General features: G+C 36.6%; 18 protein-coding genes and 2 pseudogenes. 19 read left to right on the top strand and 1 reads right to left on the bottom strand.

Features of this window, described 5'->3' with window-relative positions:
* Nucleotides 1–127 precede the first annotated feature (127 nt).
* The 3 genes from PSR14_RS23570 to PSR14_RS23560 all read left to right on the top strand — a co-directional run bounded on the left by PSR14_RS23570 (nucleotide 128) and on the right by PSR14_RS23560 (nucleotide 3,269).
* On the top strand, nucleotides 128–463 hold the full coding sequence (locus PSR14_RS23570; RefSeq protein WP_000124848.1) for a P27 family phage terminase small subunit: 336 nt from the start codon (nucleotides 128–130) through the stop codon (nucleotides 461–463).
* A complete protein-coding gene (locus tag PSR14_RS23565; RefSeq protein WP_000615714.1) occupies nucleotides 460–2,118 on the top strand; it encodes a terminase TerL endonuclease subunit in 1,659 nt (552 codons plus the stop codon). The genes PSR14_RS23570 and PSR14_RS23565 overlap by 4 nt, the downstream gene beginning before the upstream one ends.
* 65 nt (nucleotides 2,119–2,183) lie before the next feature.
* On the top strand, nucleotides 2,184–3,269 hold the full coding sequence (locus PSR14_RS23560; protein ID WP_098487657.1) for a phage portal protein: 1,086 nt from the start codon (nucleotides 2,184–2,186) through the stop codon (nucleotides 3,267–3,269).
* 134 nt (nucleotides 3,270–3,403) lie between these two features.
* On the opposite strand, the gene PSR14_RS23555 is transcribed toward PSR14_RS23560, so the two are convergent.
* Nucleotides 3,404–4,633: an IS110 family transposase gene (locus tag PSR14_RS23555; protein ID WP_098487274.1), complete on the bottom strand. Its 1,230-nt coding sequence runs from the start codon at nucleotides 4,631–4,633 to the stop codon at nucleotides 3,404–3,406.
* 373 nt (nucleotides 4,634–5,006) lie between these two features.
* On the opposite strand from PSR14_RS23555, the gene PSR14_RS23550 reads away from it, so the two are divergent.
* The 16 genes and pseudogenes from PSR14_RS23550 (at nucleotide 5,007) to PSR14_RS23475 (ending at nucleotide 22,685) form a co-directional block, all read left to right on the top strand.
* Nucleotides 5,007–5,783: a head maturation protease, ClpP-related gene (locus tag PSR14_RS23550; RefSeq protein ID WP_098487341.1), complete on the top strand. Its 777-nt coding sequence runs from the start codon at nucleotides 5,007–5,009 to the stop codon at nucleotides 5,781–5,783.
* Between the two features lie 19 nt (nucleotides 5,784–5,802).
* The gene (locus PSR14_RS23545) at nucleotides 5,803–6,966 is read left to right on the top strand and encodes a phage major capsid protein (RefSeq protein WP_086400966.1); all 1,164 of its coding nucleotides are present in this window, start codon (nucleotides 5,803–5,805) and stop codon (nucleotides 6,964–6,966) included.
* A 12-nt stretch (nucleotides 6,967–6,978) separates the two neighbouring features.
* Complete coding sequence (locus PSR14_RS23540) at nucleotides 6,979–7,272, top strand: hypothetical protein (RefSeq protein WP_086401727.1); 294 nt, start codon at nucleotides 6,979–6,981, stop codon at nucleotides 7,270–7,272.
* Between the two features lies 1 nt (nucleotide 7,273).
* Complete coding sequence (locus PSR14_RS23535; RefSeq protein ID WP_061457257.1) at nucleotides 7,274–7,627, top strand: phage head closure protein; 354 nt, start codon at nucleotides 7,274–7,276, stop codon at nucleotides 7,625–7,627.
* Between the two features lies 1 nt (nucleotide 7,628).
* Nucleotides 7,629–7,970, top strand: a complete 342-nt coding sequence (locus PSR14_RS23530; RefSeq protein ID WP_061457258.1) for an HK97 gp10 family phage protein — start codon at nucleotides 7,629–7,631, stop codon at nucleotides 7,968–7,970.
* The gene (locus PSR14_RS23525) at nucleotides 7,970–8,299 is read left to right on the top strand and encodes a hypothetical protein (protein ID WP_098487343.1); all 330 of its coding nucleotides are present in this window, start codon (nucleotides 7,970–7,972) and stop codon (nucleotides 8,297–8,299) included. Before PSR14_RS23530 ends, PSR14_RS23525 begins: the two co-directional genes overlap by 1 nt.
* Nucleotides 8,300–8,887, top strand: a complete 588-nt coding sequence (locus PSR14_RS23520) for a major tail protein (protein ID WP_086401729.1) — start codon at nucleotides 8,300–8,302, stop codon at nucleotides 8,885–8,887. It abuts the gene before it with no gap.
* Between the two features lie 4 nt (nucleotides 8,888–8,891).
* Nucleotides 8,892–9,254 carry a hypothetical protein gene (locus PSR14_RS23515; protein ID WP_086401730.1) on the top strand — a complete coding sequence of 121 codons (363 nt, stop codon included), beginning with the start codon at nucleotides 8,892–8,894 and terminating at the stop codon, nucleotides 9,252–9,254.
* Between the two features lie 230 nt (nucleotides 9,255–9,484).
* Nucleotides 9,485–10,693 (top strand): annotated as a pseudogene (locus PSR14_RS23510) (DUF2207 domain-containing protein); the annotation flags it as partial.
* 260 nt (nucleotides 10,694–10,953) lie between these two features.
* Nucleotides 10,954–13,365: pseudogene (locus PSR14_RS23505) on the top strand (DUF2207 domain-containing protein); the annotation flags it as partial.
* 41 nt (nucleotides 13,366–13,406) lie between these two features.
* Complete coding sequence (locus PSR14_RS23500; protein WP_098214500.1) at nucleotides 13,407–14,870, top strand: distal tail protein Dit; 1,464 nt, start codon at nucleotides 13,407–13,409, stop codon at nucleotides 14,868–14,870.
* The gene (locus PSR14_RS23495; protein WP_406644067.1) at nucleotides 14,867–19,846 is read left to right on the top strand and encodes a phage tail spike protein; all 4,980 of its coding nucleotides are present in this window, start codon (nucleotides 14,867–14,869) and stop codon (nucleotides 19,844–19,846) included. Before PSR14_RS23500 ends, PSR14_RS23495 begins: the two co-directional genes overlap by 4 nt.
* A gap of 15 nt (nucleotides 19,847–19,861) precedes the next feature.
* Entirely contained in the window at nucleotides 19,862–20,233 is a 372-nt protein-coding gene (locus PSR14_RS23490) for a hypothetical protein (RefSeq protein ID WP_086401646.1), read from the top strand.
* A 101-nt stretch (nucleotides 20,234–20,334) separates the two neighbouring features.
* The gene (locus tag PSR14_RS23485) at nucleotides 20,335–21,294 is read left to right on the top strand and encodes a site-specific integrase (protein ID WP_142328653.1); all 960 of its coding nucleotides are present in this window, start codon (nucleotides 20,335–20,337) and stop codon (nucleotides 21,292–21,294) included.
* A gap of 15 nt (nucleotides 21,295–21,309) precedes the next feature.
* Nucleotides 21,310–21,735 (top strand): holin family protein, encoded by a 426-nt coding sequence (locus PSR14_RS23480; protein ID WP_098214074.1) that lies wholly within the window; start codon nucleotides 21,310–21,312, stop codon nucleotides 21,733–21,735.
* Entirely contained in the window at nucleotides 21,735–22,685 is a 951-nt protein-coding gene (locus tag PSR14_RS23475) for an N-acetylmuramoyl-L-alanine amidase (protein WP_098214075.1), read from the top strand. The genes PSR14_RS23480 and PSR14_RS23475 overlap by 1 nt, the downstream gene beginning before the upstream one ends.
* Nucleotides 22,686–22,691 lie beyond the last annotated feature (6 nt).

Genomic DNA, 22,691 nt, shown 5'->3' with positions numbered 1-22,691 from the left:
CTTAAAATATTTCATCAAAAATTGCTCTAAGGGGCACCGGAGGAGGGGGTTGATTTTTCAAATTTAGAACCAAATTCGCGCGTTATATCAAATTGGAAAACGATGTAAATCAGAAGGGAGGGATATTGTGGCTAGAGTGAAGCGTGAAACAATGAGAAAAAGGATTGAAAAGGATCTAACAAATCAATTAAAAGAAAAAAAGATTGTAGGTAATCATTATACTGACTTAATTCAAGACTATTTATCGTTGTGGGATTTAAAGTGTGTTCTTGTTGATGATATTGAAGAAACAGGAATAAAAGTATCTGGCATGCATGGTCCGAAATCCAATCCTTCTATTAATGATTTACATAAAACAAATGATCGAATGATAAAGATTTTAGATGCACTTGGATTAGAAGCATCGGCAGAAGAAAAGAAAGTTCCTTCAAAACCTGTGCGCTCAGTTAAAGATTTAACATGATTCAAAATAATTATGTCACTGAATATATTGAGATGTATCGCGCAGGGAAAATTAAGCTGAATAAAGAGCGCATAATGCTAATTGAGTACCTGGAGAAATACATTTTAATACGCGATGATTTGTATTTCGATAATGAAATGCATGAGGACTATATAAAATTCACTGAGAAATGGTACTTTGAATTGCAAGCATTTCAAAAGTTCCTAACAGCATTCGTTTTTCTTTTCTATAAAGAAGATGATTCTGTTTTTTACGAGCAATTTTTAATTATGATGGCTCGTGGTGGTGGTAAAAACGGTTTAATTTCATCATTATGCCATTTCTTTATTAGTCCGCTGCACGGAATAGATCGATACAATGTTTCAATTGTGGCGAACAACGAGAAACAGGCCAAAGTTTCTTTTCGTGAAGTCTATGATGCTATTAAAGGAAAAGAAATACTAGAAGATATGTTTTATCGAACCAAGGTAGAGATACTGAGTAACGATACGCAAAGCATTATTCAATATCATACATCTAATGCTGGTTCTAAGGATGGACTTCGTGACGGTTGTGTTATTTACGATGAAATACATCGATATGAAAACTTTGATGTAGTAAATGTATTCTCTAGTGGACTTGGAAAAGTGCCAAATGCTAGAGAATTTTTTATTGGTACAGATGGCTTTGTCCGCGATGGATTCCTGGACAAAACAAAAGAGCGGGCGATGAATATTCTAAAGGGGAAAGATTTAGAAGATCCATTATTCCCTTTCATTTGCAAGATAGATAATCCAGAAGAAATTGATAATCCTGATGTATGGGAAAAAGCGAATCCGATGTTTAGCGAGCCGAGAAGTTCTTATGCTAAACAATTATTTAAAAAGGTATTAACTCAATATAAACAATTAGAAAATAATCCTTCAAACCGTGAAGAATTCATAACAAAACGTATGAATTATCCTGAAACAGATTTAACAAAGTCTGTAGCTTCATGGGAAGAAATCATGCGTACTGGTTTTGAAGAAGATGGGGAAACGCTCAGAGAGGTTCCAGATTTAAAACATAAAGTAGCTGTAGGCGGACTCGACTTCGCCAGCATTAAAGACTTTGCTGCGGTTGGTCTACTCTTTAAACATGGTGAAGATTATATATGGAAAGGTCATTCATTTGTACGTAAAGGATTTTTGGACAAGGTGAAATTAAAAGCACCTATATATGAATGGGCTGAAAATGGCTTACTAACTATTGTGGATGAACCAGTTATTAATATCTCTCACATTGTAGATTGGTTTGTAAAAATGCGTGAGTTATACGGTGTTAATACGATTGTAGCCGATACATTCCGCCTTGATCTTGTCAAAACGGCACTTGAAGCTGAAGGATTTATATTGTTGTATATCCGTAATCCAAAGGCAATACATTCTCTTTTAGCACCAAGAGTTGAAACGTTGTTTGCAAACAATCGCATTATTTTTGGAGATAATCCATTGATGCGTTGGTACACTAACAACGTCTACGTCCACATCAAAAAAGACGGCAACAAAGAGTATCTGAAAAAAGATGAATTTAAGCGTAAAACAGATGGATTTCAAGCTTTTATTCATGCGCTATGGCAAGCGGATAACATTCTTGTGGATGAATTCGACTTTATGTTAGATGGTATTAAATTCTAATAAAGGGGGTGATAATCATTGGATGGCTAGATGCAGTATTTAAAAGAAATAGTGAAGTAGGATTTATGTTTGATGTGGAAATGTTTATTGAGAAAGCCAATAGAGTACACATGAAGCGACTGGCGATTGATACCTGTATATCCTTTTTAGGGAGAACAATTAGTCAGTCAGAATTTAGAGTGAAAAATGGTGAAGAATTTGAAAAGGATGAGCTTTACTATCGATTAAATGTCAGACCGAATAAGAATATGACAGCAAGTACCTTTTGGGAGAGTTTCATTTACAAACTTATTTATGATAATGAAGCTTTGATTATACAAGCGGATGATGGCGATTTACTTATTGCTGATGACTTTGAACATAATGAATATGCTGTGTTTGAAGATACTTTTACAAATGTCACTGTAAAAGATTATCAGTTTAAGAGAAGTTTTAAACAAAGTGAAGTTATTCATTTAAGATACAGGAATGATAAGTTATCACCTCTTATCGATGGTTTGTTTACTGATTATGGTGATTTATTCGGTAGAATATTAAGTTCTCAAAAACGTAAGAATCAAATTCGCGGAACAGTTGATATGGACATGCTCGCTGCAAAGAGCAAAGAACACCAATCAAAACTGCAAGAGTTTATTGATAACATGTACAAAGCGATTGGAGAAAAAGATGTCGCTATCATTCCACAACAACCAGGTTTTAAGTATGCTGAAACGTCAGGTGGAGCGAGTTCTGGGCAGAGTGTGGAGGAAATTAATAAAGTAACAAATGGCTTCTTAAATCAAGTAGCAATGGCTTTTGGTATTCCAACTGCTTTGATATATGGCGAAATGGCTGATGTGGAGAAGCAAACGAAAAATTATATGCTTTTCACAGTGAAACCTCTATTAAAAAAGCTTTCTGATGAAGCAAACGTTAAATTTTTTGAAGAAGAAGAGTATCTTTCAGGACAAAAAATTGAAGTTAAAGCTGTTTCTTATCAAAGCATATTTGATCTTGCGACAAGCATCGATAAACTCATTTCTTCAAGTGCATTTACAGGGAATGAGATTCGATTAGAAGTAGGATATGAAGTTTCTGATGATCCTAACTTAAATACACATCATATTACGAAAAACTATACGAAACTAACTGAATCTGAAGACCTGCGGTAGTATGTCAACTTAGAAATAACAAAGTTTAAAGTTGTCAAAGGTCAATTTGTTTAAAAAAGGCATCACAAAACTAAACCAGTAACGAATGTAATTTACTGGAAAATAATGAAAGGTAGCGATGACAAAATTTTATGTCATTCTTTCACACACCTTCCAGGCGTAAAAAGTTGGTGGCTACGTAGTAGCGCATCCACCAATCGCACAAATTTTCTTGCGGTTAGAACGAGTGCACGTTTGTGTTGATGTTTTGGTACTTCATTATATTTTTTCACGTAATACTCTTGATAATCTGATACATGCTTTCTTACTGAATTGGCGGCTTCAACTAAGTAATAACGCAAGTAATGATTACCTGTACGGGATAATGAAGTATCTTCGGCTGTAAAACGACCGGATTGGTGCTTTCGCCAGTATAATCCAGCGTATTTGGCTATTTTTGTTTCATCGTCAAATCTTTCGATTTGGCCAATTTCAGCAATGATACCGGCAGCGAAAACAGGGCCTACTCCAGGAATAGATTCAAGTGTTTGGGTCAAACCAGCCATGATTTTTTTAATAGACTTTTCTAATTCCTTGATTTGCTGTTGAAACGTACGAATGACTGCGATGGATGTACCTAAGATGACATCTATTGAATCTTCTACAACCTTATCCAAGCGATAAGAAACTTTCACAGCTTTGTGAATGGATGCTGCTACGCATTTTGGATCACCAAAACGGTTTCGACTTTTTTTCTGTAGGAACTCAGCGAGTTCTTCTAAAGGCATATTAGCGAGTTCCTCTAAGCTGAATTTTTCAAGAAATAGTTCTGTCATGGCGCTACCGAATACGGAAGTATCCACCTCTTGTGAAAATGTATTACATTTAAAACTTAGGTGTTGAAGAAAGTGTTGTTTTTCTTTCGTTAACATTTTGACAAGTTGGTATCGTGATCGAGTTAATTGCTGCAGTGCCACGTACTGGCTTTCTTTTACGATAGACATTTGATTACGGCCAAATCGTAAGTAATCAGCAATGACAAAGGCATCAATCTCATCGGTTTTATTCATGTCAGAATAACTTTTCTTAAAATTTGCGACTTGCTTTGGGTTTAGGAGAAATACTTTTGCTCCAAAACGCTGTAAATCTATATCATGGTGAAGAAACATAGAAGGATGAAAGCTGTAAACAGAGGTGGATTCTAGACCAATCTTAAGGATGTCGACCTCTTTACCTGCAACACACTGTAATAATTTTTCTTTGAGTGTAGTAGCTCCCGGTAGGTCATTACTGACCGAAAAAGAATCCAGTTTTTCTCCATCACCATTTAAAAAGCAAACTTTCATATCAAACGAACTTACATCTAAACCAACAAATAATCTCATGTAAGAGACCTCCCTTCTATATTAGAATCATTTCTTGGACGTCTCGAGATATCTCTAGTGTGTACGCCGACCAACAACCTCGTGTATGAGAGCTAGTCCTGAATCGAAAGCCGCCCTAGAGCTACTATCATCTAGGTTCGAGGGTCAGGCTGCTCAGCCTGCGAGTAGGGAGTCCCGCACGTTCACTGAGAAACACTCTTCAAATGTGGTAAATCCACAGGAGGTGAAAGAATTGTCCCAAATGATCCTAAAATCATTATCTAGAAATATCTTGGGACGTCCAAGTATTTTTATTTATAGGGCTCTTATTAAGAAGAAAATCTAAGCCTGTAATAGGGCTTAAATATTAATATACGAGGAGGTGAGAATACAAATGACGGTGAAAATTGACATTAAAGGGCCAATCATTTCGAATGATGAAGCTTGGATTTATGATTGGTTTGAAATGGATGCGACAAGCCCAGGTAAGATTACAAAACAACTGGATAATGCAAATAGTGAGGATTTAATTGTATCGATCAATAGTCCTGGCGGTTATGTAGATGAGGGTTCGGAAATTTACACAGCATTAAAAAATTATCCTGGTCATGTAGAAGTTCAAATTGTTGGTTTGGCAGCAAGTGCAGCTTCTGTAATTGCGATGGCTGGTGATAAAGTTCGAATTTCTCCAACAGCAAAAATCATGATTCACAACGCTGCTAAGTGGCATGGTGGAGATCATCGTGACATGGAAAAGGCAGCCGAGATGTTAAAAATAACAGATCGAGCAATTGTAAATGCCTATGTCATTAAAAGTGGTAAATCTGAGGAAGAACTACTTAACATGATGGCTGAAGAAACTTGGATGGGTCCGCAACAAGCATTAGAAAACAATTTCGCGGATGAAATCATGTTTATGGAGAATCCAGTTAAAATGACGGCTTCAACGGCTACTGCTGCCATGCTTCCGCAGAAAGTAATCGATGGCTTTAGAAATGGAACCATGAACAAAGGCCAAGGAATTACAAAAGAAGATTTAAATGCAGCATTATCAGGATTGAAAAATGAAATCCTGAATGATTTACAAAACAATATAGAAGAACAACCAAAGGAGCCGAATCCTAAACCTGTAAAAAACAGTGGGATTAAAGGGCTCCTTTTAAAATTATAAAAAACGGAGGAAACACATAATGGTTATTAAATTTAATAAATCTGAAGCATTTAATAAGGCAAAAGCAAAATTGACGGATACTTTAACTAACGCGGAAAGCACAGAACAAGAACAGACGTCAGCGTTTGAAGGTTTCTTTGATGCACTACAAACAGATGTAGCAAATACAGTTCGTGAACAAGTAAATAACGATATGCTTGATCGTTCCATTTTACAGCAACGTGGTCAAAATGTTTTAACTTCATCAGAAACAACATTCTTTAATGCAGTTGTTAAAGAAGGTGGATTTACAGATGGCTCAATCCTTCCTGTAACGACGCAAGAGCGTGTGTTTGAAGATTTAGTTACAGAACATCCCTTATTAGCTGAAATTGGTTTGCAAGACTTAGGAGCAGTTACGAAGTTTATTTACTCTGATGCAACGAAGGCGTATGTATGGGGCGAATTATTCGGGGAAATCCGTGGACAAATTGATGCTATCTTCAAACAAGAAAAAATTGGTCAACTTAAATTAACTGCATTCGCAGCTATTCCGAATGATATGAAGGAACTTGGGCCGGAATGGATTGAACGCTATGTTCGAACTGTTTTAGTAGAAACATATTCTGTTGGTCTAGAATTTGGTTTTATTAATGGTGGCGGATCTGTAGCACATCAACCAGTTGGTTTAATGAAAGATGTAAATCCAGAAACAGGCGCTGTTACTGATAAAAAATCTTCTGGCAAATTAACATTTACTCCGTCTGATAAAGGGGAAATTGTAGCAGGCGAACTTTATGAAGTAGTAAAAGCTTTATCTGTTGATGCGAAAGGGAAATCCAGAAAAGTATTAAATAAAATTGTAATGGTAGTTAACCCGATTGATGCGATTGGCGTACAAGCACGTAATACAATCCAGACCGCAACAGGTCAATGGGTAATGGCATTGCCTTATAACATTAAACCTGTAGAGTGTGAGGAAGTTCCTGTTGGTAAAGCATTATTCTTTGTAAAAGGACAATATATTGCTGCAATCGCAGGTGGATACAAGCTAAAAGAATTTGATCAAACATTAGCTTTCGAAGATGCTACTCTTTATACAATTAAACAATTTGCTAATGGGAAACCGAAAGATAATAAAGCGGCTCTTGTTTACGATTTAGAAATTTCATTTACACCACCAACTCCACCAGCAACTAAATAAGGAATGATGTAAATGGAAACAGTAATTTCAAATGAAATATTACAGGAATTTAAAGATAGGATGCACTTAGGGGATGAGGAAGATGGTAACCTAAAGCGCATCCTTTCTACGTCTAACAAGGCATTAATTAGGGTTTGTGGGAATTATGATGTAAATAAAGACGAGGAGTTCAAAGAATTAGTCTTTGAACGTTCTCGTTATGTTTATAACGATGCATTAGAGTATTTTGACAAGAATTTTTTAAGTCAGATTAATAGTTTAGGTATCGATAAAGCATTAGAAGAAATTAAATTGGACGGTGATTAATATGCGTCCTTTTCAGTACAAAAAACCACTGAATACAGGTGATTGTAGAAATCGAATTATCATTGAGCAACCTGAAGTAATAAAAGATGATTTGAATCAAGAAGTTGAAACAGGTAATTGGCAAGAAGTAAAAAAAGCATGGGCAATGATAAAAACGGTAAAAGGTTCAGAGTACATTGAAGCTTCGGCTTCACAGTCTACACGAATTTATCGGTTTGTAATTCCCTATACAACAGGAATTACAGAATTAATGCGAATTAAAATGAAGGATCGTATCTTTGACATTATCGAACCGCCAATGAATGATGATGAATTGTATCAAACATTGACTATTATCGCAAAGGAGCATGTTTAATATGAATGATTTTGCGAGCGAACTTGCTAGAGAATTGCAAAGATATGCAAATGTTGTGGAAGAAGAATTACTGACAGCGCAGGAAGAAGTTGCTGATGTTGCTGTGAATAAATTAAAGCAAAATAGTCCTAAAAAAACAGGTGCTTACCGTAAAGGGTGGCGTAAGAAAAAAGAAGATAATGGTGTTGTTATTCATAATACTCAAGGACAATTAACACATCTTTTAGAAAAGGGACATGCGAAAGTTGGCGGTGGACGTGTTCCGGCTCAAGTGCATATTCGTCCAGTTGAAGAGTATGTAATTAATGAATTACCAAGACGGATTGAAAGGGCGCTTGAATAATGACATTAGGTGAATTAATAAAAATTCTTGAAGCTACAGGATATCCTGTGGCTTATTCGCATTTCACAGCAACACCAGGTAACCCAGTTCCAGCGCCACCATATATATGTTTCCTTGTGGATGGATCAGCAAATTTAATGGCTGATAACAAGGTGTATCACAAAATAAATGATTTAAATATAGAGCTTTATACAACTAAAAAAGATGTAGTCACAGAAGCAAAACTTGAAAAGGCCCTGGACGATCATGAGATACCTTATGACTCGTATGGGACATTTATTGAATCTGAAAAAATGTATCAAAAAATATATGAAACGAGGTTGATATAAATGAATGAAAATAAAGTAGCTTTCGGTCTGAAAAATGTCCACTATGCACTCTATGACATTAAAGATGGTGTAGTTACATTTAGTACACCGATACGATTACCAGGTGCGGTTGAATTAACATTTGATCCACGAGGGGATTTAATTGAGTTCTATGCAGATGACATGCTTTACTACGCAGCAAGTAATAACCAAGGTTATGATGGGACGTTATCTATTGCGACTATTCCAGAGCAATTTGCAGTTGATGCATTAGGAGAGGAATTAGACGCAGAAGACGGTGTATTAAATGAATTAGCTGACGCAAAAGGAAAACCATTTGCTTTATTGTTTGAATTTGATGGCGATGTACGAGCGACTCGACATGTTATGTTTAACTGTTCAGCAAGTCGTCCAACGATTGCATCTAAGACGAAAACTAATTCAGCGGAGCCAAATACAAATGAGCTTAAATTTGTATCAAGCCCTATTGATATTAATGGAAAACGTATGGTTAAAACGAAAACTACAACAAAATCAAAACAAGAAATCTATGATAATTGGTACAAAAAAGTGTATACAAAAGTACCTGCATTAGCAAAAGGGGCGTAAGTGAATGGAAAAGACAATTACAATAGATGGAAAACAAGTTAGATTAAAAGCTACAGCAGCAACAGTTAAACGATATAAAGCACAATTCAGACGTAATTTATTTGCAGATTTGATGGGTTTAGGGGCAATTAGTACATTAACTTCACCAGATGGCTCACAACAACCTCTTGATATGTCTAATGTTGATTTAAGTAATGTAGATTTTGAACTTATTTATGACCTAACTTGGTTATATGCTAAAACGGCTGATCCAAATATTCCTGATCCTATGACATGGCTAGATGGATTTGAAGAATTCCCAATTGAAGAAATTATGCCTGAAGTTATGGAATTAGTTCAGGTCACTATGGGAGCAAAAAAAAAATAAAGAAAAACAATGGAGAGCAAGGGACATTCAGTGATGAAGAATTTACCACTGAATTATTCCTTGCTCTTTGTTATAAATCGAAATTAACAAGCTGGGATTTAGAAGATATGACAATCGGTGATTGCTTTGATTACATTGCTGAATTTGCTGAGCTAGAGAATCCAGATAAAGAAAAAGTTAGAAAAGCAAATCAAAAAGACTTCGATTCATTCTAAGAAAGGGGTGAGAAAATGGCAGGAAGAATTAAAGGGATTACGATTGAAATTGGTGGTAATACTCAGCCGCTACAAAATGCTTTAAAAGATGTAAATAAACAAAGTGATGCTTTGGCTAAGGAATTAAAAGATGTCGAGCGTTTGTTAAAGTTTGATCCTGGTAATTTGGAAGCATTAGCGCAAAAACAACAGTTACTTACACAACAGATTGAAAACACAACGCAAAAATTAGATAAGTTAAAGGCAGCAGAACAACAAGTACAAGCTCAATTCCAAAACGGTAAAATTTCTGAAGAACAATATCGTGCATTTAGACGTGAGATTGAATTTACAGAAGGGTCACTTAATGGTCTAAAAAATAAACTAGGAAACATGAAAGCTGAGCAAGAGAATGTAGCAAGTTCCACAAGGCAATTAGAAACATTGTTTAGAGCTACAGGAAAAAGCGTTGATGATTTTGCAGGAGCATTAGGGAATCGTCTTGTGAATGCAATTCGAAATGGAACAGCTACAAGTCGTCAGTTAGAGCAAGCGATTGGAATTATTGGTCGTGAGGCATTAGGTACAGAAGCTGATATTGAAAAATTACAAAGAGCCCTTCGATCTGTGGATGCTGGAAATTCCATACGGCAAGTACAAAATGAGTTAAGAGAATTACAACAAGAAGCTGGTAGAACCGAGAAGAAGTTTGAAGGACTACAAGTAGGATTAGAAAACGTTATTGGTGGATTAGCAGCTGGTGGTGGAATTGCAACAGCTATTGAAAAAGCGATGGATATGTCAAAATTAAAAACAAAGATCGATATCACATTTGATGTTCCGGAGTCCTCTAAAAAATCAGTAGAGGAAGCTATTAGAGGTGTTACCGCTTATGGTGTTGATGCAGAAGCGTCTTTAGAAGGAGTCCGTAGGCAATGGGCTTTAAATAAAGATATAAGTGATGAAGCGAATGCAGCAATCGTTAGGGGAGCGGCAGCAATTTCAGCTTCTTATGAAGGTATAGATTTTACAGAATTAATTCAAGAAACATATGAAATAGGAAATGAATTGGGAATAACACAAGATAGTGCTCTTGGTATGGTTGATGCGTTGTTAAAAATGGGATTTCCACCAGAACAGCTAGATATCATTGCTGAATATGGTAGTCAGCTAACTCGTGCAGGCTTTAAAGCTGAGGAAGTCCAAGCAATTATGGAAGCAGGTGTTGAAACAGGTAGCTGGAATTAGATTATAGTTCCCTTGTATGGTGACGTACAATGAAAAACTCCTTTAATTCAGTGAAACTCTCAAATGAGACAATACTGAGCGAAGCCTTTTAATTAAGGAACGTGCAACGACTAGTCGAAAGACGTAGGGTGTAAGCAAATGACATCCGAAACGGGGAGCAACTCAAGTAGTTGAAGATATAGTCTAATCTATACGGTGACGTATAGCAGTTCATAAAAGAACGGGCGTGACGTTGCGAATCACGTTGAATATAAATGATCGATAATCTCTTAGATGGGCTTAAAGAAGGTAGGATTCAATTAACTGAATTCGCCCAAGGAGCTGATAAGGCTTTAAAAGAAGCGCTTGACGGTTCTGGTATTGCAACTGAACAAATAGAAAAATGGGGAGCATCTGTTGCTAAAGGCGGAAGAGATGGCGCCGCAGCGATGGTAGAAGTAGCTAAAGCTATTGATGGAATAGAAGACCCGGTTAAAAAAAATCAAGTTGGGGTTAAAGTTCTAGCCACTATGTTTGAAGACCAAGGGCAAAATCTAACTAACACTTTAATAAGAGCTTCAGAAAAAACTGTAGACTTACAGAAGAATCAAGATAACCTAAATGAATCTGTTAAAAAATTAGATGCAAACCCAGTTGTAAAGTTCCAAAAAGCAATGGGAGATTTACAAATGGCTCTTGAACCTATACTTGGAGTAATAGCAGATGTTGTTGCTAGTATTGCTGATTGGATTTCTAATAATCCAGAATTAGCAGCAACATTAGCAGCAGTTGCAACGGCTATTGGGGTAATTTCAGGGGCACTTATGGCAATTGCACCAATAGTTGTAGCTGTCATGGGTGTATTTGAAATCGGAGCCGCCGCCGCACTAGGCATAGTTGCTATGGTCCCTATTATTATCGCAGCTATAGTGGCTCTAGGAATTGCTATTTATCAAAATTGGGATTCTATAAGACAATGGACAATAGATACATGGAATTCTATTAAGGAATATCTAATAGAGCTTTGGGATGGTATAGTTCAATCTTCTAGTGAAGCTTGGAGTTCTTTCTTAGAAGCAATGCATTCATTCTTTGATCCAATAGGGCAATTTTTTAGCGATTTATGGACAGGGATAGGTGAAATATGTAGTAGTACATGGAATTCTATTGTTGAATTCTTTTCAGGAGCTTGGGCCTCATTCACTGAAATGATGCATAGTTTCTTTGATCCTATAGGGGAATTCTTTAGTACTTTGTGGTCAGGTATTGTGGAAACGGCATCTTCTTGGTGGACCTCTTTAGTTACAACAGCTTCTGAACTGTGGGGAACACTCGTACAAGCTTGGCAAGACACTTGGAATACCATTGTTACCGTTTTAGATCCAATCATTTCATTCATAGCAACTGTTTTAGAAGCAGGATGGCTACTTATTCAAGCAGGAGTGCAAATTGCATGGGCAGCTATAAGCCAGTATATTATTCAACCAATCCAAGAAGCTTACAATTGGGTGAGTAAACAAATTGGTGAATTGGTTACATGGCTTGGTACACAATGGGAAATTGCAAAAGCTGTGGCCCAAGTTGCATGGGGATTACTTAAGCAATATATTATTCAGCCAGTCCAGGAAGCTTGGAGTACAACAAAAGAAAAATTCAGTGATTTGATTTCTTGGTTAAGCTCACAGTGGGAACTTGCTAAATCGTATACTCTTATGGCTTGGAATTTGGTTAAACAGTATGTAATTCAACCTGTTCAAGACTTGTGGAATACAACCAAGCAAAAACTTGGTGAATTAGCAAATTGGATATTAAGCAATTGGGAATCTATAAAATCTTATACACTTACAGCTTGGAATTTAGTGAAGCAATATGTTATTCAGCCAGTAACAGACGCTTATAATCAGGCAAAGCAAAAATTTACTGATTTATATAATTCAGCTAGAGAAAAATTCGATTCTGTAAAGAGTGCAGCTCAAGAAAAATTTGAAGCAGCTAAACGTTTTATTATTGATCCAATTAAAGATGCAGTTGACAGTGTAGAAAAATTTATTGGGAAGATCAAGAGCTTCTTTAGTGACTTGAAGTTAAAAATTCCTAAACCTGAAATGCCACCTCTTCCACACTTTAGCTTACAAACTAGTACGAAAAATATTTTAGGGAAGGATATTACATTCCCTTCTGGACTTAATATAGATTGGCGTGCAAAAGGTGGTATCTTCACTAAACCAACTATTTTCGGAATGAATGGCGGAAACTTACAAGGTGCAGGAGAAGCCGGAAAAGAAGCGGTTTTACCATTGAATAAAAAGACACTCGGAGATATTGGCGCAGGAATCATAGCAGCCATGCCAAGACAACAATTTGCTATATCAGGAGAAATAAATCAATTAATGGACGATATGAGCCGTATGATGGCTAGTTCCGCAAACCAATTAGCAGGATTAAAAACGGTTATGAGTGGTGTGTATGGGAATATGTCAAACAGCAGACAAGCCATGACAAACAGTGTATCAAATCAAGTCATTAATAACTCTTTTGGTTCGTCAGGTGGTGGAGTCATTCCAATGCTTGGTGGTGATTTAGTTGTGGAAGTTCCTGTTAGTTTAGAAGGAAGAGACGTGGCGCGCGGTACTTATCGTTATACAACCGAGTATCAAGAAAGAGAAACAAAAAGAAACTCAGACTTTTAGGTTTGGGTTTCCTTTATTTTATAAAGAAATGGGGTGACAGTATGAGTTCTTTTACATTTAACAATATACGTAAGGATTTTATTCAAATAGAAAAGGGATGGAAAAGACCAGCGTGGGCACCGGTGAAAAGGAATTTTCTAAGTGTCCCAGGATATACAGGAGCAAGACTATTAAACACCCAAACGGAAATGCGTGTTTTATCTATTCCTGTAGGAATTATAGTTCCTGAGGGTTCAGATTTGGAAACTATGAAAGAAGAAATTGCAGAATGGTTAATCACAGGCCAACCAGCAGAACTTATTTTTGATATAGAACCAAATAGAACATATTTAGCAGTTGTGGAAGATAGCTTTGATCCAGATGAATTTGTAACACTTGGAATAGGGACAATTAAGTTCATTTGTCCAATGCCATATAAATTAGGCCCTACTCGAACAGTAGATTTTCAAACAGGTGCAAGCGGGTTAATAGCAAATGTTCAAAACAAAGGCAGTGTAGAATCCAATCCAATTATAGAAGTTGAAGTAACGAATCCTTCCACATTTCTTGATGTATGGAATGGAGACAATTATTTTCGTATCGGATGGCCGCTTAGCGTAAATCAGATACCTGTCGAAAGAAATCAGCGGGTAATGTGGGATGAAATGTCTACCACTATAGGATGGACGGATGTTCCGAATGCAGAAGATATGGTAGGGGGCGGGGCTTTTAAAGTGGATGCAGGCTCACGCCTAGTTCCGGTTTATTTAGGTGAAACAAATATAAAAGGATGGCATGGTTGCATAGCTAAAAAGAACATCCCACAAGGCCCACTACAAGATTTTATTATGCAGGCGTATGTTGGGTTAAGAAGCTCTCACCCCGATCAAATGGGGCGTGTTGAAATAGGTTTATTAGATGAAAATAGCGACTATGTAGCTCGTATTTCTATGAATGATGTTCATTGGCAAGCAGAACAGAATACAGGGTTCGCTAAGCTTGGTAACAAAAAGAAACCAAACGGCGAGCGAGTGCTTATAAATGAACCTGGAGATCATCCTACTACATGGAATCAATATCGTGGTCGATTATGGTTAGCACGTACCGGCAATAGGTGGGAAGCTTATATTTCTAAGTTTTTATGGAATACCGAAAAGGATGATTCAGAGCGCTTTGTCGTGTGGGAAGATGAAAACAATATGAATATGGACAAAGTAGCACAAGTTCAAATAAGCATCAGTCAATTTTCGGATAACATGTTTTGTACAGACATGAGCATCGATGACTTAAAAATTTGGAAAGTCAATATGAATACCCAAGATAATCCGCCTTATATTTTTGATGTTGGAGATAAAGTAGTTATTGATACCGAGCGAAGCCTTGTATCAATCAATGGTAAAAAGGCGATTAATCTAAAAGATATATTCAGTGATTATCCAGTTATTAACAAAGGATTAAACAAGCTTGAAATTATGCCTTCCGATGTGGGAATAGCCAAAATAACGTATAGGGAGCGATTTAGATGAGAACACCAAGCGGAACATTACATGTTGTTGATTTTAAAACGAGTCAAATCGTTTCTAATATACAAACAAAAGATTATTGGGATGATAAACGACATTGGGAAATTAAGAACAATATAGATACATTAGAATTTAAAGTGTTTGATAATACGGAACATGCAGCTACACTCATGCAGCAAAATTTAGTATTAAAAGAAGTGCGTGACGGGCGTATCGTTCCGTATGTTATTACTGAAACCGAAAAGGATTCTAATGATAGATCAGTCATTGCTTATGCATCTGGTGAATGGATTCAACTTGCGAAAGCTGGCATTATTACTCCGCAGAAGGTGGAAGGTAAAACAGTAAATGAGTTTATTGATATGGCTCTTGCAGGTACGAAGTGGAAAAGAGGTAGAACAGAATACGCTGGTTTCCATACAATGACGATTGATGAATTCATAGATCCACTGAAATTTTTAAAAGGTATCGCTTCTTTGTTCGAGTTAGAAATCCAATACCGTGCTGAAGTAGTTGGTTCTCAAATTGTCAGTCGCTATGTGGACATGGTAAAGAAACGCGGTCAAGAAACAAGGAAAGAAGTAACACTTGGCAAAGATTTAGTGGGAATTAAACGTGTTGAGAACTCACAAAACATTTGTACAGCATTGCTTGGTTTCTCCAAAAAAGAAGGGGAAGGGTTTATTACAATCACCGACATAAATGACGGTATTCCTTATCTTGTGGACAGTGATGCTTTCCAACGATGGAACGAACGTGGTCAACATAAATTTGGCTTTTATACACCAGAAACAGAAGGCGATATAACACCGAAACGTTTAATGACTCTTATGAAAACAGAATTAGCCAAACGGATAAATTCCTCTATTTCTTACGATGTTCAAGCACAAAGTATAGGTCGTGTATTCGGATTAGCTCACGAGCTGATTAATGAAGGGGACACAATCCGAATTAAAGATACAGGTTTTACTCCTGAACTATATCTAGAAGCTCGTGCAATCGCTGGCGATGAGTCATTTACAGACTCTTCACAAGATAAATATGTATTTGGTGATTATCGTGAAATGACTGATCCGAATGAAGAAATGCGAAAACTCTACAATAGAGTACTTGCTTCTTTGGGTAATAAAGCCAATAAAGAATTATTGGAACAACTAGAAAAATTAGCAGAGGAAGCAAAAGGGACAGCCGAACAAGCTCAAAAAGAATCTCAAACAGCCAAGAAACTTGCTGAAAAGGTCCAGGAAAATCTAAAAAATAATACGGTAAATATCATTGAAGCTAAAAATCCACCGACCGATAATCTTATAGTAGGTAAAACATTATGGCGAGATATTAGCAATGGTAAACCTGGTATTTTAAAAGTGTGGAACGGTAAAGATTGGGAGCTCCTTATTCCTGATGTGGAAGCAATTAAGAACGATACGTTGGAGCATGTGACAAAAGAGATTAATGCTAGTGCAGAAAAGCTAGATGCTAGGGTTAAAGAAGCTGAAACGAAAGCGGATAATTTACAAAAAGACTTCGATGCTGTTAAAGGGGAACAAGAAAGAGTCAGTCAGGTAACTAAGACGCTTGAAGAAAGTGACAAGGGAACAAAAGAGACAATCAAAAGTTTACAAGGTACTCAAGAAAGTATGAGCCGAACGATTGTTGAAACTTCAAAAGGTGTCGAAGGATTAAAAAATACTGTATCTGATATCAAAAAAGATCAAAGCGGAATTACCGATCGTGTAGTAAAGACAGAACAAAATATTAACGGTATATCCAGTTCAATCGAGCAAATCAACAAAACGTCATCGCAAACAATCCAAAAGTTAAATCAAGTGGAACAAGATGCAAATGGAACAAAGCAAACCATCGAACGAATCGAAAATAATGTGAATAACCTTGATGGTGATGTTATTAACCTTGTAAGAGGAACTAAGACGTTAACAGCTAACGAAGAATTATCTTTAAAAGGTGCTCACTTATCTGTTATTAAGGACACGTACAATGGGAATGCTATCGCGCAAACAGATACAGAATGGCAAGGTATCGCCGTAAAACCCAGTGAATTAATTAAGCGTGGGAAAATAAAAATTGGCGACACTGTAACATTTTCTGTAACAGCTAGAATGATAGGCGGGGAATCGACACAAGTATTCTTTCCTAACAGTGCTGGTAAAACAACAGTTAATGGAGAATGGAAAAGGGTTTCAGTAACAATTCTAGTCGGATCTGATGCCACTGATCCCAATATTGTATATAGATTTGAAGCTGAATCAATACCTAAAGGTGCTTTATACCAACAAACTTCACCTATGCTATCCCTAACTAAAAAAGTTTATCCGTGGAGACCTGCGCCTGAAGATCAGGCAGACAGTAACGATTTTATCAAAGTCACAACTGAAATAAAGGCGCAAGCAGGTAAAATTAGCGAGAAGTTAACAAGTGTAGAAAAGAACTTCAATGAACAAGAAATTGGAGTACGTAATTTAATATCAGATACGAAATATTGGGAAACGACGCAATTATCTTCAAATTCAGCTTATGGAGTATTTAAGAATAACTTAAATCAAATCTTTAGTGAATTAGTAGACAAAACCGTAACTTTTAGCTTCGATGTAAAAATTATAACAACGGATAAAACGGCAGGTCGCGTTCAGTTTTATGGCGAAAACGGTTCGCCTAAATATACATTCGTTAGACAAATATTCACAGGAATTACGGACCAATTCCAACGAGTTACGTACACTACAAAAATTACAGAACAGCTTAATAACACAGGACAAGCGAGACTGGAATTTTGGGGAATAGATGCTAAAACAACAAAAATCATTATTCAAAATTTTAAACTTGAAAAAGGAAATAAAGCTACTGGATGGACACCAGCGCCTGAAGATCAAGTAACAACCGATGAATTCACCAAGAGAACAACCGAAATTGAAAAAAGTGTGGATGGTATAAAAGAAAATATAACTAAGGTTGAACAAAATCAAACGGGATTTGATAAACGAGTAACAACAGTAGAGAAAAACGCAGATAGTATTTCACAAAGCGTCGGTAAAGTACAAGAAATACAAACTCAGCAAGGGAAGACGCTTAGTGAGGCTACTTCAAAGATAGAACAACATAGTAAAGCATTGGAATTGCAATTAAAAATGAAAGATGTTGAAGATTACGTTGGTGGAATTGGTAACCAAACGGTTTTACGCAATGTCTTGTGGAAGAACGACACGAAATATTGGCAATTAACTTCAAACGCAGCAAGAGATACACAAGTTACTTATAAGGGATGCAATTCACTTAGTGTAATTACTACAGGTAATGCGAGCAATTTGTATAAAGGAGCATCGCACGATTATATAAACGCTGGTCCTGGATGGAATTATGTTTTCTCTGCTTACTTTTATACAGATAACAAAGCTAGTATAGATGCTGGAGCTGCTATCGAGCTCCAATGTTACGATGTAAACAATAAAATGATTAAAAGTTACTTGCAAGAAATAACTATTTCACAAGGCACATGGATTCGTACACATGTGGTAGGGCTATTAATCGAAGGCAGAAAAAAAGTTAAAGTGCTGTTTTGGGTTCGTAAAAATGGTCGTCTATGGATGGCACAACCCATGCTACAAATTGGTGATAAACCTTCTTCATTTATGGAGAACCCTGTTGATATTGTAGATAAAGATAAAATCATGGAAGAATTGACCGATAAGATAGCAACTGAAGATTACACTAAAAAAGTTACAGAATTAGAAAGAGGTATTAGTGCTAATGAAAAAGGCGTTTCAATCATCTCTGAAAAACAAGAAACATTTATAAATGAGACTTATAATGCCTATGTAAAGAAAACGGAATCAAGGTTAGAAGTGTTAGACGAAGGAATTATAGCGCAGATTTTAAAGGACGGCATTGTCACTGCCATCAATATGTCCCCTGGCAAAATTACAATTAATGCTGCAAAACTAGATATTAACGCAGACACAATGGTGCAATGGTTAACCGCAAAGGGTATTGATACGAATCTTATCAAAGTTAATGGCGATAAAATTACCATCGATAAAAACGGCGTTACTGTTAAAATGTTAGACTTCCTTTTTGAAGATGAATGGGGAACGAAAACAACCGTTATGCCAAAACGAAATTTAATAGCAGATCACGATTTTTCTAGTGTTCCAAAATTGAACATAGGTAACCCCAATTATCAGGGGTTTGGTGCTGGATATGGTCTACCTTGGAAAGTACAAGGAAACGGTGTAGTTATAGAAAATAACACTTTTACATTTAACTATGAACAAATGGTAAATGCAGTCCGTGTCGATACGTATAATTACCCAGAAACAAAAGTTCAAAACGGGATTCATCCAGGAAACTCTTATACATTGTCAGCGCATTATAGAACCGCACAGATTAACGGTGTACGTGTAACAGCAAAACCACGATTGCAGGTATGTTTTGTTACGCCATTAGATGAAGTGAGTTATAAAATTTGGCACGAAACATATAAAGATTTTCCAGAACCATCTACATTTTATGGTGAAATTAGAAGGTATAATTTCACGTTTACCGTTCCTAACAATTACAATCCACAAGAACATATGATTGTAGTTAAAGTTACAGCTGCAAATGCACAAGTTTCTGCGGGTAGAGCAGTTTGTGTTTCAGGGATAACATTGGTTAGTGGTAACTACGCTTGCATGTATAACTGGGATCGTACGGCAGCGGAAAGAGCAGACGGTATTCAGCCGTTTCGTAGGATTGCGTTAGGTGATGCCAATACGAATATAGGTATATCTGATGATGGATACACAGTGGATTTCACTACCAACAAAGAATTTAAATTTTTTACCAATATACGAGCAGTCCAAGGTGTAAATATGGGAGGCAATCAGTTCCAAGGCTGGGGGCATATCCGTTTTACAGATGGTAATCTTGGACCAGGTTTTTATGTAAGTACTCCAAATGGTTGGAAATTTAACGCACTTGGATAGAAAGGAAAGATATAAATGGACGATATTAACTATATGATGCCTTTTCAAGAAGGAGCAACTCTTCCTTATATGGGAAGAATAGTAGACATAAAACGAACAGAAAATGGAGTTTCTGTTCAAATACCCGCTGACATGTTAGACAATGCTGGGATTGCTAATGACACTAGTAAAGTCGAGGTATGGAGGCAAATGGATGATGGAGGAACTATTTGTTTTAGAGTGTTAACAAAATGTGAGTTATGTGGTCGTGGTGCCAAACTGTATGAATTAGATTTAGGAGTTGCTAAACGGCGTATCTGTGCAAATGATTATTTTAAACTTACTGGTGTGCATCCTCCACAAGAACCATTAACAACTGAAAATACAACGCAAATAGAGCAGCTATAAGCTGTTCTTTATTTTGCATAAAATACGGCTTTGAATAAATTCAATTCATAGATCAAGAGAAGTGATTTCGCTTCTCTTTTTATTTTGAGGAGATGATCATTGTGAAACGAATAGTAGACCAAGCAATTTATGAAAAGCATGTTAGCCAGGAAAACAAAAGCCTAGTCAAAGATTTTCTTATTGAAAAGAAAGCACAAGGGAAAGCGGCAAGCACTTTACAGCAATACAATTGGGATTTACGGATTATTTTGTTTCTAATACATCAACACTTCGAAAATAAAAATCTTATTGATTTAACACGTAAAGACATTCGAAATTTATCTATTATTTTTCAAGAGATGGAAATGTCTCATGCTCGTGTAAATGGATTAATGAGTGCGTTAAGATCCGCATTAGAATTTTGTGCGGATGATGACGACTATGATTATGAATTTAATGTAGGTTCACGAGTGCGTGGTTTACCTAAGAATCCAATTCGGGATATCACATTTATAACTGAGGATCAGATTAATTGGTTGATTGATGAATTACTTGATCAAGAAAAGTATATGTTAGCAACGTATTTGGCGCTTTCTTATTACAGCGCAGCTAGAAAGAATGAGGTTTACCAGGTTCAGAAAGAAGGGTTAACAGAACACTATTATACAAATGTGGTACGAGGAAAATGCGGTAAGAAGTTTAGATTATATTACAATCACCGGGTGCAGAAATGCATTCGTTTATATATAAATCAGCGAGGTCAGGATGCTATTCCAGATTTGTTTGTGCGTGTTTATAAGAATGGTGAGAGAAAAAGATTGAACAAGAGTGCATTTAATTATTGGTGCGACATATTTGCTAAAATGCTAAACGAAAAAGAAGGGAAGGAATTTAAAATTAATCCTCACTGTTTTCGTCACAGCAGATTAGATAATTTAAAAGTTCAAGGAGTATCGCTTGAAAAATTAAAATCACTTGCCAATCATTCTGATATCTCCACAACTGAATCTTATTTGAAAGACAGAAGCGAGGAAGATATTGCAGAAATATTTGGAATGGATCCAAGTTGTTTTGCAGCTTAAAAAGGAGAGGAAAAGATGGATCGCATTGATGTATTACTGAAAGCATTTATAGCTACATTTGGTGGCTTTTGTGGGTATTTCTTGGGAGGATGGGATGCAACATTGAAAATCTTAGTGACGATGGCAGTTATTGATTATTTAACTGGCATGATTGCAGCAGGATATAACGGAGAATTAAAAAGTAAAGTTGGTTTTAAAGGCATCGCCAAAAAGGTGGTGCTTTTTCTTTTGGTCGGAGCGGCCGCTCAACTAGACTCGGTACTGGGAAGTAACAGTGCAATTCGTGAAGCGACTATTTTCTTCTTCATGGGGAATGAGTTGCTTTCACTTTTAGAAAACGCTGGACGTATGGGAATCCCCTTACCTTCAGCATTAACAAATGCAGTTGAAATTTTAGGTGGAAAACAAAAACAAGAAGAGAAAAAGGGAGATGTTCAATAATGGAAATCAGAAAAAAATTAGTTGACCCAAGTAAATATGGTACAAAGTGTCCGTATACAATGAATCCAGAATTCATTACAGTCCACAATACGTACAACGATGCTACAGCAGAAAATGAAGTATCTTATATGATTCGTAATGATAACCAAGTATCGTTTCATATTGCCGTAGATGATAAAGAAGCTGTACAAGGAATTCCTTTAGAGCGTAACGCCTGGCATACTGGCGACGGTAACGGGAATGGTAATCGTAAATCTATTGGGGTTGAAATTTGCTACTCTTTAAGCGGTGGAGATAGATACTATAAAGCGGAAGACAATGCAGCTATCGTTGTAGCTCAACTAATGAAACAGTACAATATTCCAATTAATAAAGTCCGTACACATCAATCATGGAGTGGGAAGTACTGTCCTCATCGTATGTTGGCAGAAGGACGTTGGAATAACTTTATTGAAGGAGTCCAAAATGCATACAATGGAGATGGTAAAGTAACTCCTACGCGTATTCCACCGTCAAATAACGGGACAGGTATTGCGTATATTGAGGGGAATGGCATCAACCTTCGTAAAGGTCCAGGTACTGGATACGGGGGTATTCGTCAATTAGGTAAAGGTGAGTCCTACGAAGTATGGGGACAATCAAATGGATGGTTAAACCTTGGTGGCAATCAGTGGATTAAGAACGATCCATCTTATGTGAAGTTTAATAAGAAAAGCACAGTAGATTCTTCTATTGTTGGAAAGCGTGTTATTTCAAAAGTTAACAATCTACGTTTCTATGATGCTCCATCTTGGCAGGATAAAGATGTGGCCGGTTCTGTAGATGCGGGATTAGGATTTACAATTGATGCGAAAGTAAATGTAAATGGTTCACCGCAATATAAAGTCCACAATAGTAAAGGGAAAACGTATTATGTCACTGCTAATGAGGCCTATGTGTACGTGGAGTAACAATGA

The organism is Bacillus sp. A01H (assembly GCF_045277205.1).
GTDB classification, from domain to species: Bacteria; Bacillota; Bacilli; order Bacillales; family Bacillaceae_G; genus Bacillus_A; species Bacillus_A paranthracis.
The sequence above is the reverse complement of the archived record's forward strand: the minus strand, read 5'-3'. Positions and strand labels throughout refer to the sequence as shown.

What these genes read in the sequence shown, in the direction of transcription:
- PSR14_RS23525 (WP_098487343.1), top strand. Translation starts at nt 7,970, where the DNA reads ATGACATTAGGTGAATTAATAAAAATTCTTGAAGCTACAGGATATCCT.
- PSR14_RS23550 (WP_098487341.1), top strand. Translation starts at nt 5,007, where the DNA reads ATGACGGTGAAAATTGACATTAAAGGGCCAATCATTTCGAATGATGAA.
- PSR14_RS23545 (WP_086400966.1), top strand. Translation starts at nt 5,803, where the DNA reads ATGGTTATTAAATTTAATAAATCTGAAGCATTTAATAAGGCAAAAGCA.
- PSR14_RS23480 (WP_098214074.1), top strand. Translation starts at nt 21,310, where the DNA reads ATGGATCGCATTGATGTATTACTGAAAGCATTTATAGCTACATTTGGT.
- PSR14_RS23560 (WP_098487657.1), top strand. Translation starts at nt 2,184, where the DNA reads ATGTTTGATGTGGAAATGTTTATTGAGAAAGCCAATAGAGTACACATG.
- PSR14_RS23530 (WP_061457258.1), top strand. Translation starts at nt 7,629, where the DNA reads ATGAATGATTTTGCGAGCGAACTTGCTAGAGAATTGCAAAGATATGCA.
- PSR14_RS23540 (WP_086401727.1), top strand. Translation starts at nt 6,979, where the DNA reads ATGGAAACAGTAATTTCAAATGAAATATTACAGGAATTTAAAGATAGG.
- PSR14_RS23535 (WP_061457257.1), top strand. Translation starts at nt 7,274, where the DNA reads ATGCGTCCTTTTCAGTACAAAAAACCACTGAATACAGGTGATTGTAGA.
- PSR14_RS23500 (WP_098214500.1), top strand. Translation starts at nt 13,407, where the DNA reads ATGAGTTCTTTTACATTTAACAATATACGTAAGGATTTTATTCAAATA.
- PSR14_RS23565 (WP_000615714.1), top strand. Translation starts at nt 460, where the DNA reads ATGATTCAAAATAATTATGTCACTGAATATATTGAGATGTATCGCGCA.
- PSR14_RS23495 (WP_406644067.1), top strand. Translation starts at nt 14,867, where the DNA reads ATGAGAACACCAAGCGGAACATTACATGTTGTTGATTTTAAAACGAGT.
- PSR14_RS23490 (WP_086401646.1), top strand. Translation starts at nt 19,862, where the DNA reads ATGGACGATATTAACTATATGATGCCTTTTCAAGAAGGAGCAACTCTT.
- PSR14_RS23555 (WP_098487274.1), bottom strand. Translation starts at nt 4,633, where the DNA reads ATGAGATTATTTGTTGGTTTAGATGTAAGTTCGTTTGATATGAAAGTT.
- PSR14_RS23475 (WP_098214075.1), top strand. Translation starts at nt 21,735, where the DNA reads ATGGAAATCAGAAAAAAATTAGTTGACCCAAGTAAATATGGTACAAAG.
- PSR14_RS23515 (WP_086401730.1), top strand. Translation starts at nt 8,892, where the DNA reads ATGGAAAAGACAATTACAATAGATGGAAAACAAGTTAGATTAAAAGCT.
- PSR14_RS23520 (WP_086401729.1), top strand. Translation starts at nt 8,300, where the DNA reads ATGAATGAAAATAAAGTAGCTTTCGGTCTGAAAAATGTCCACTATGCA.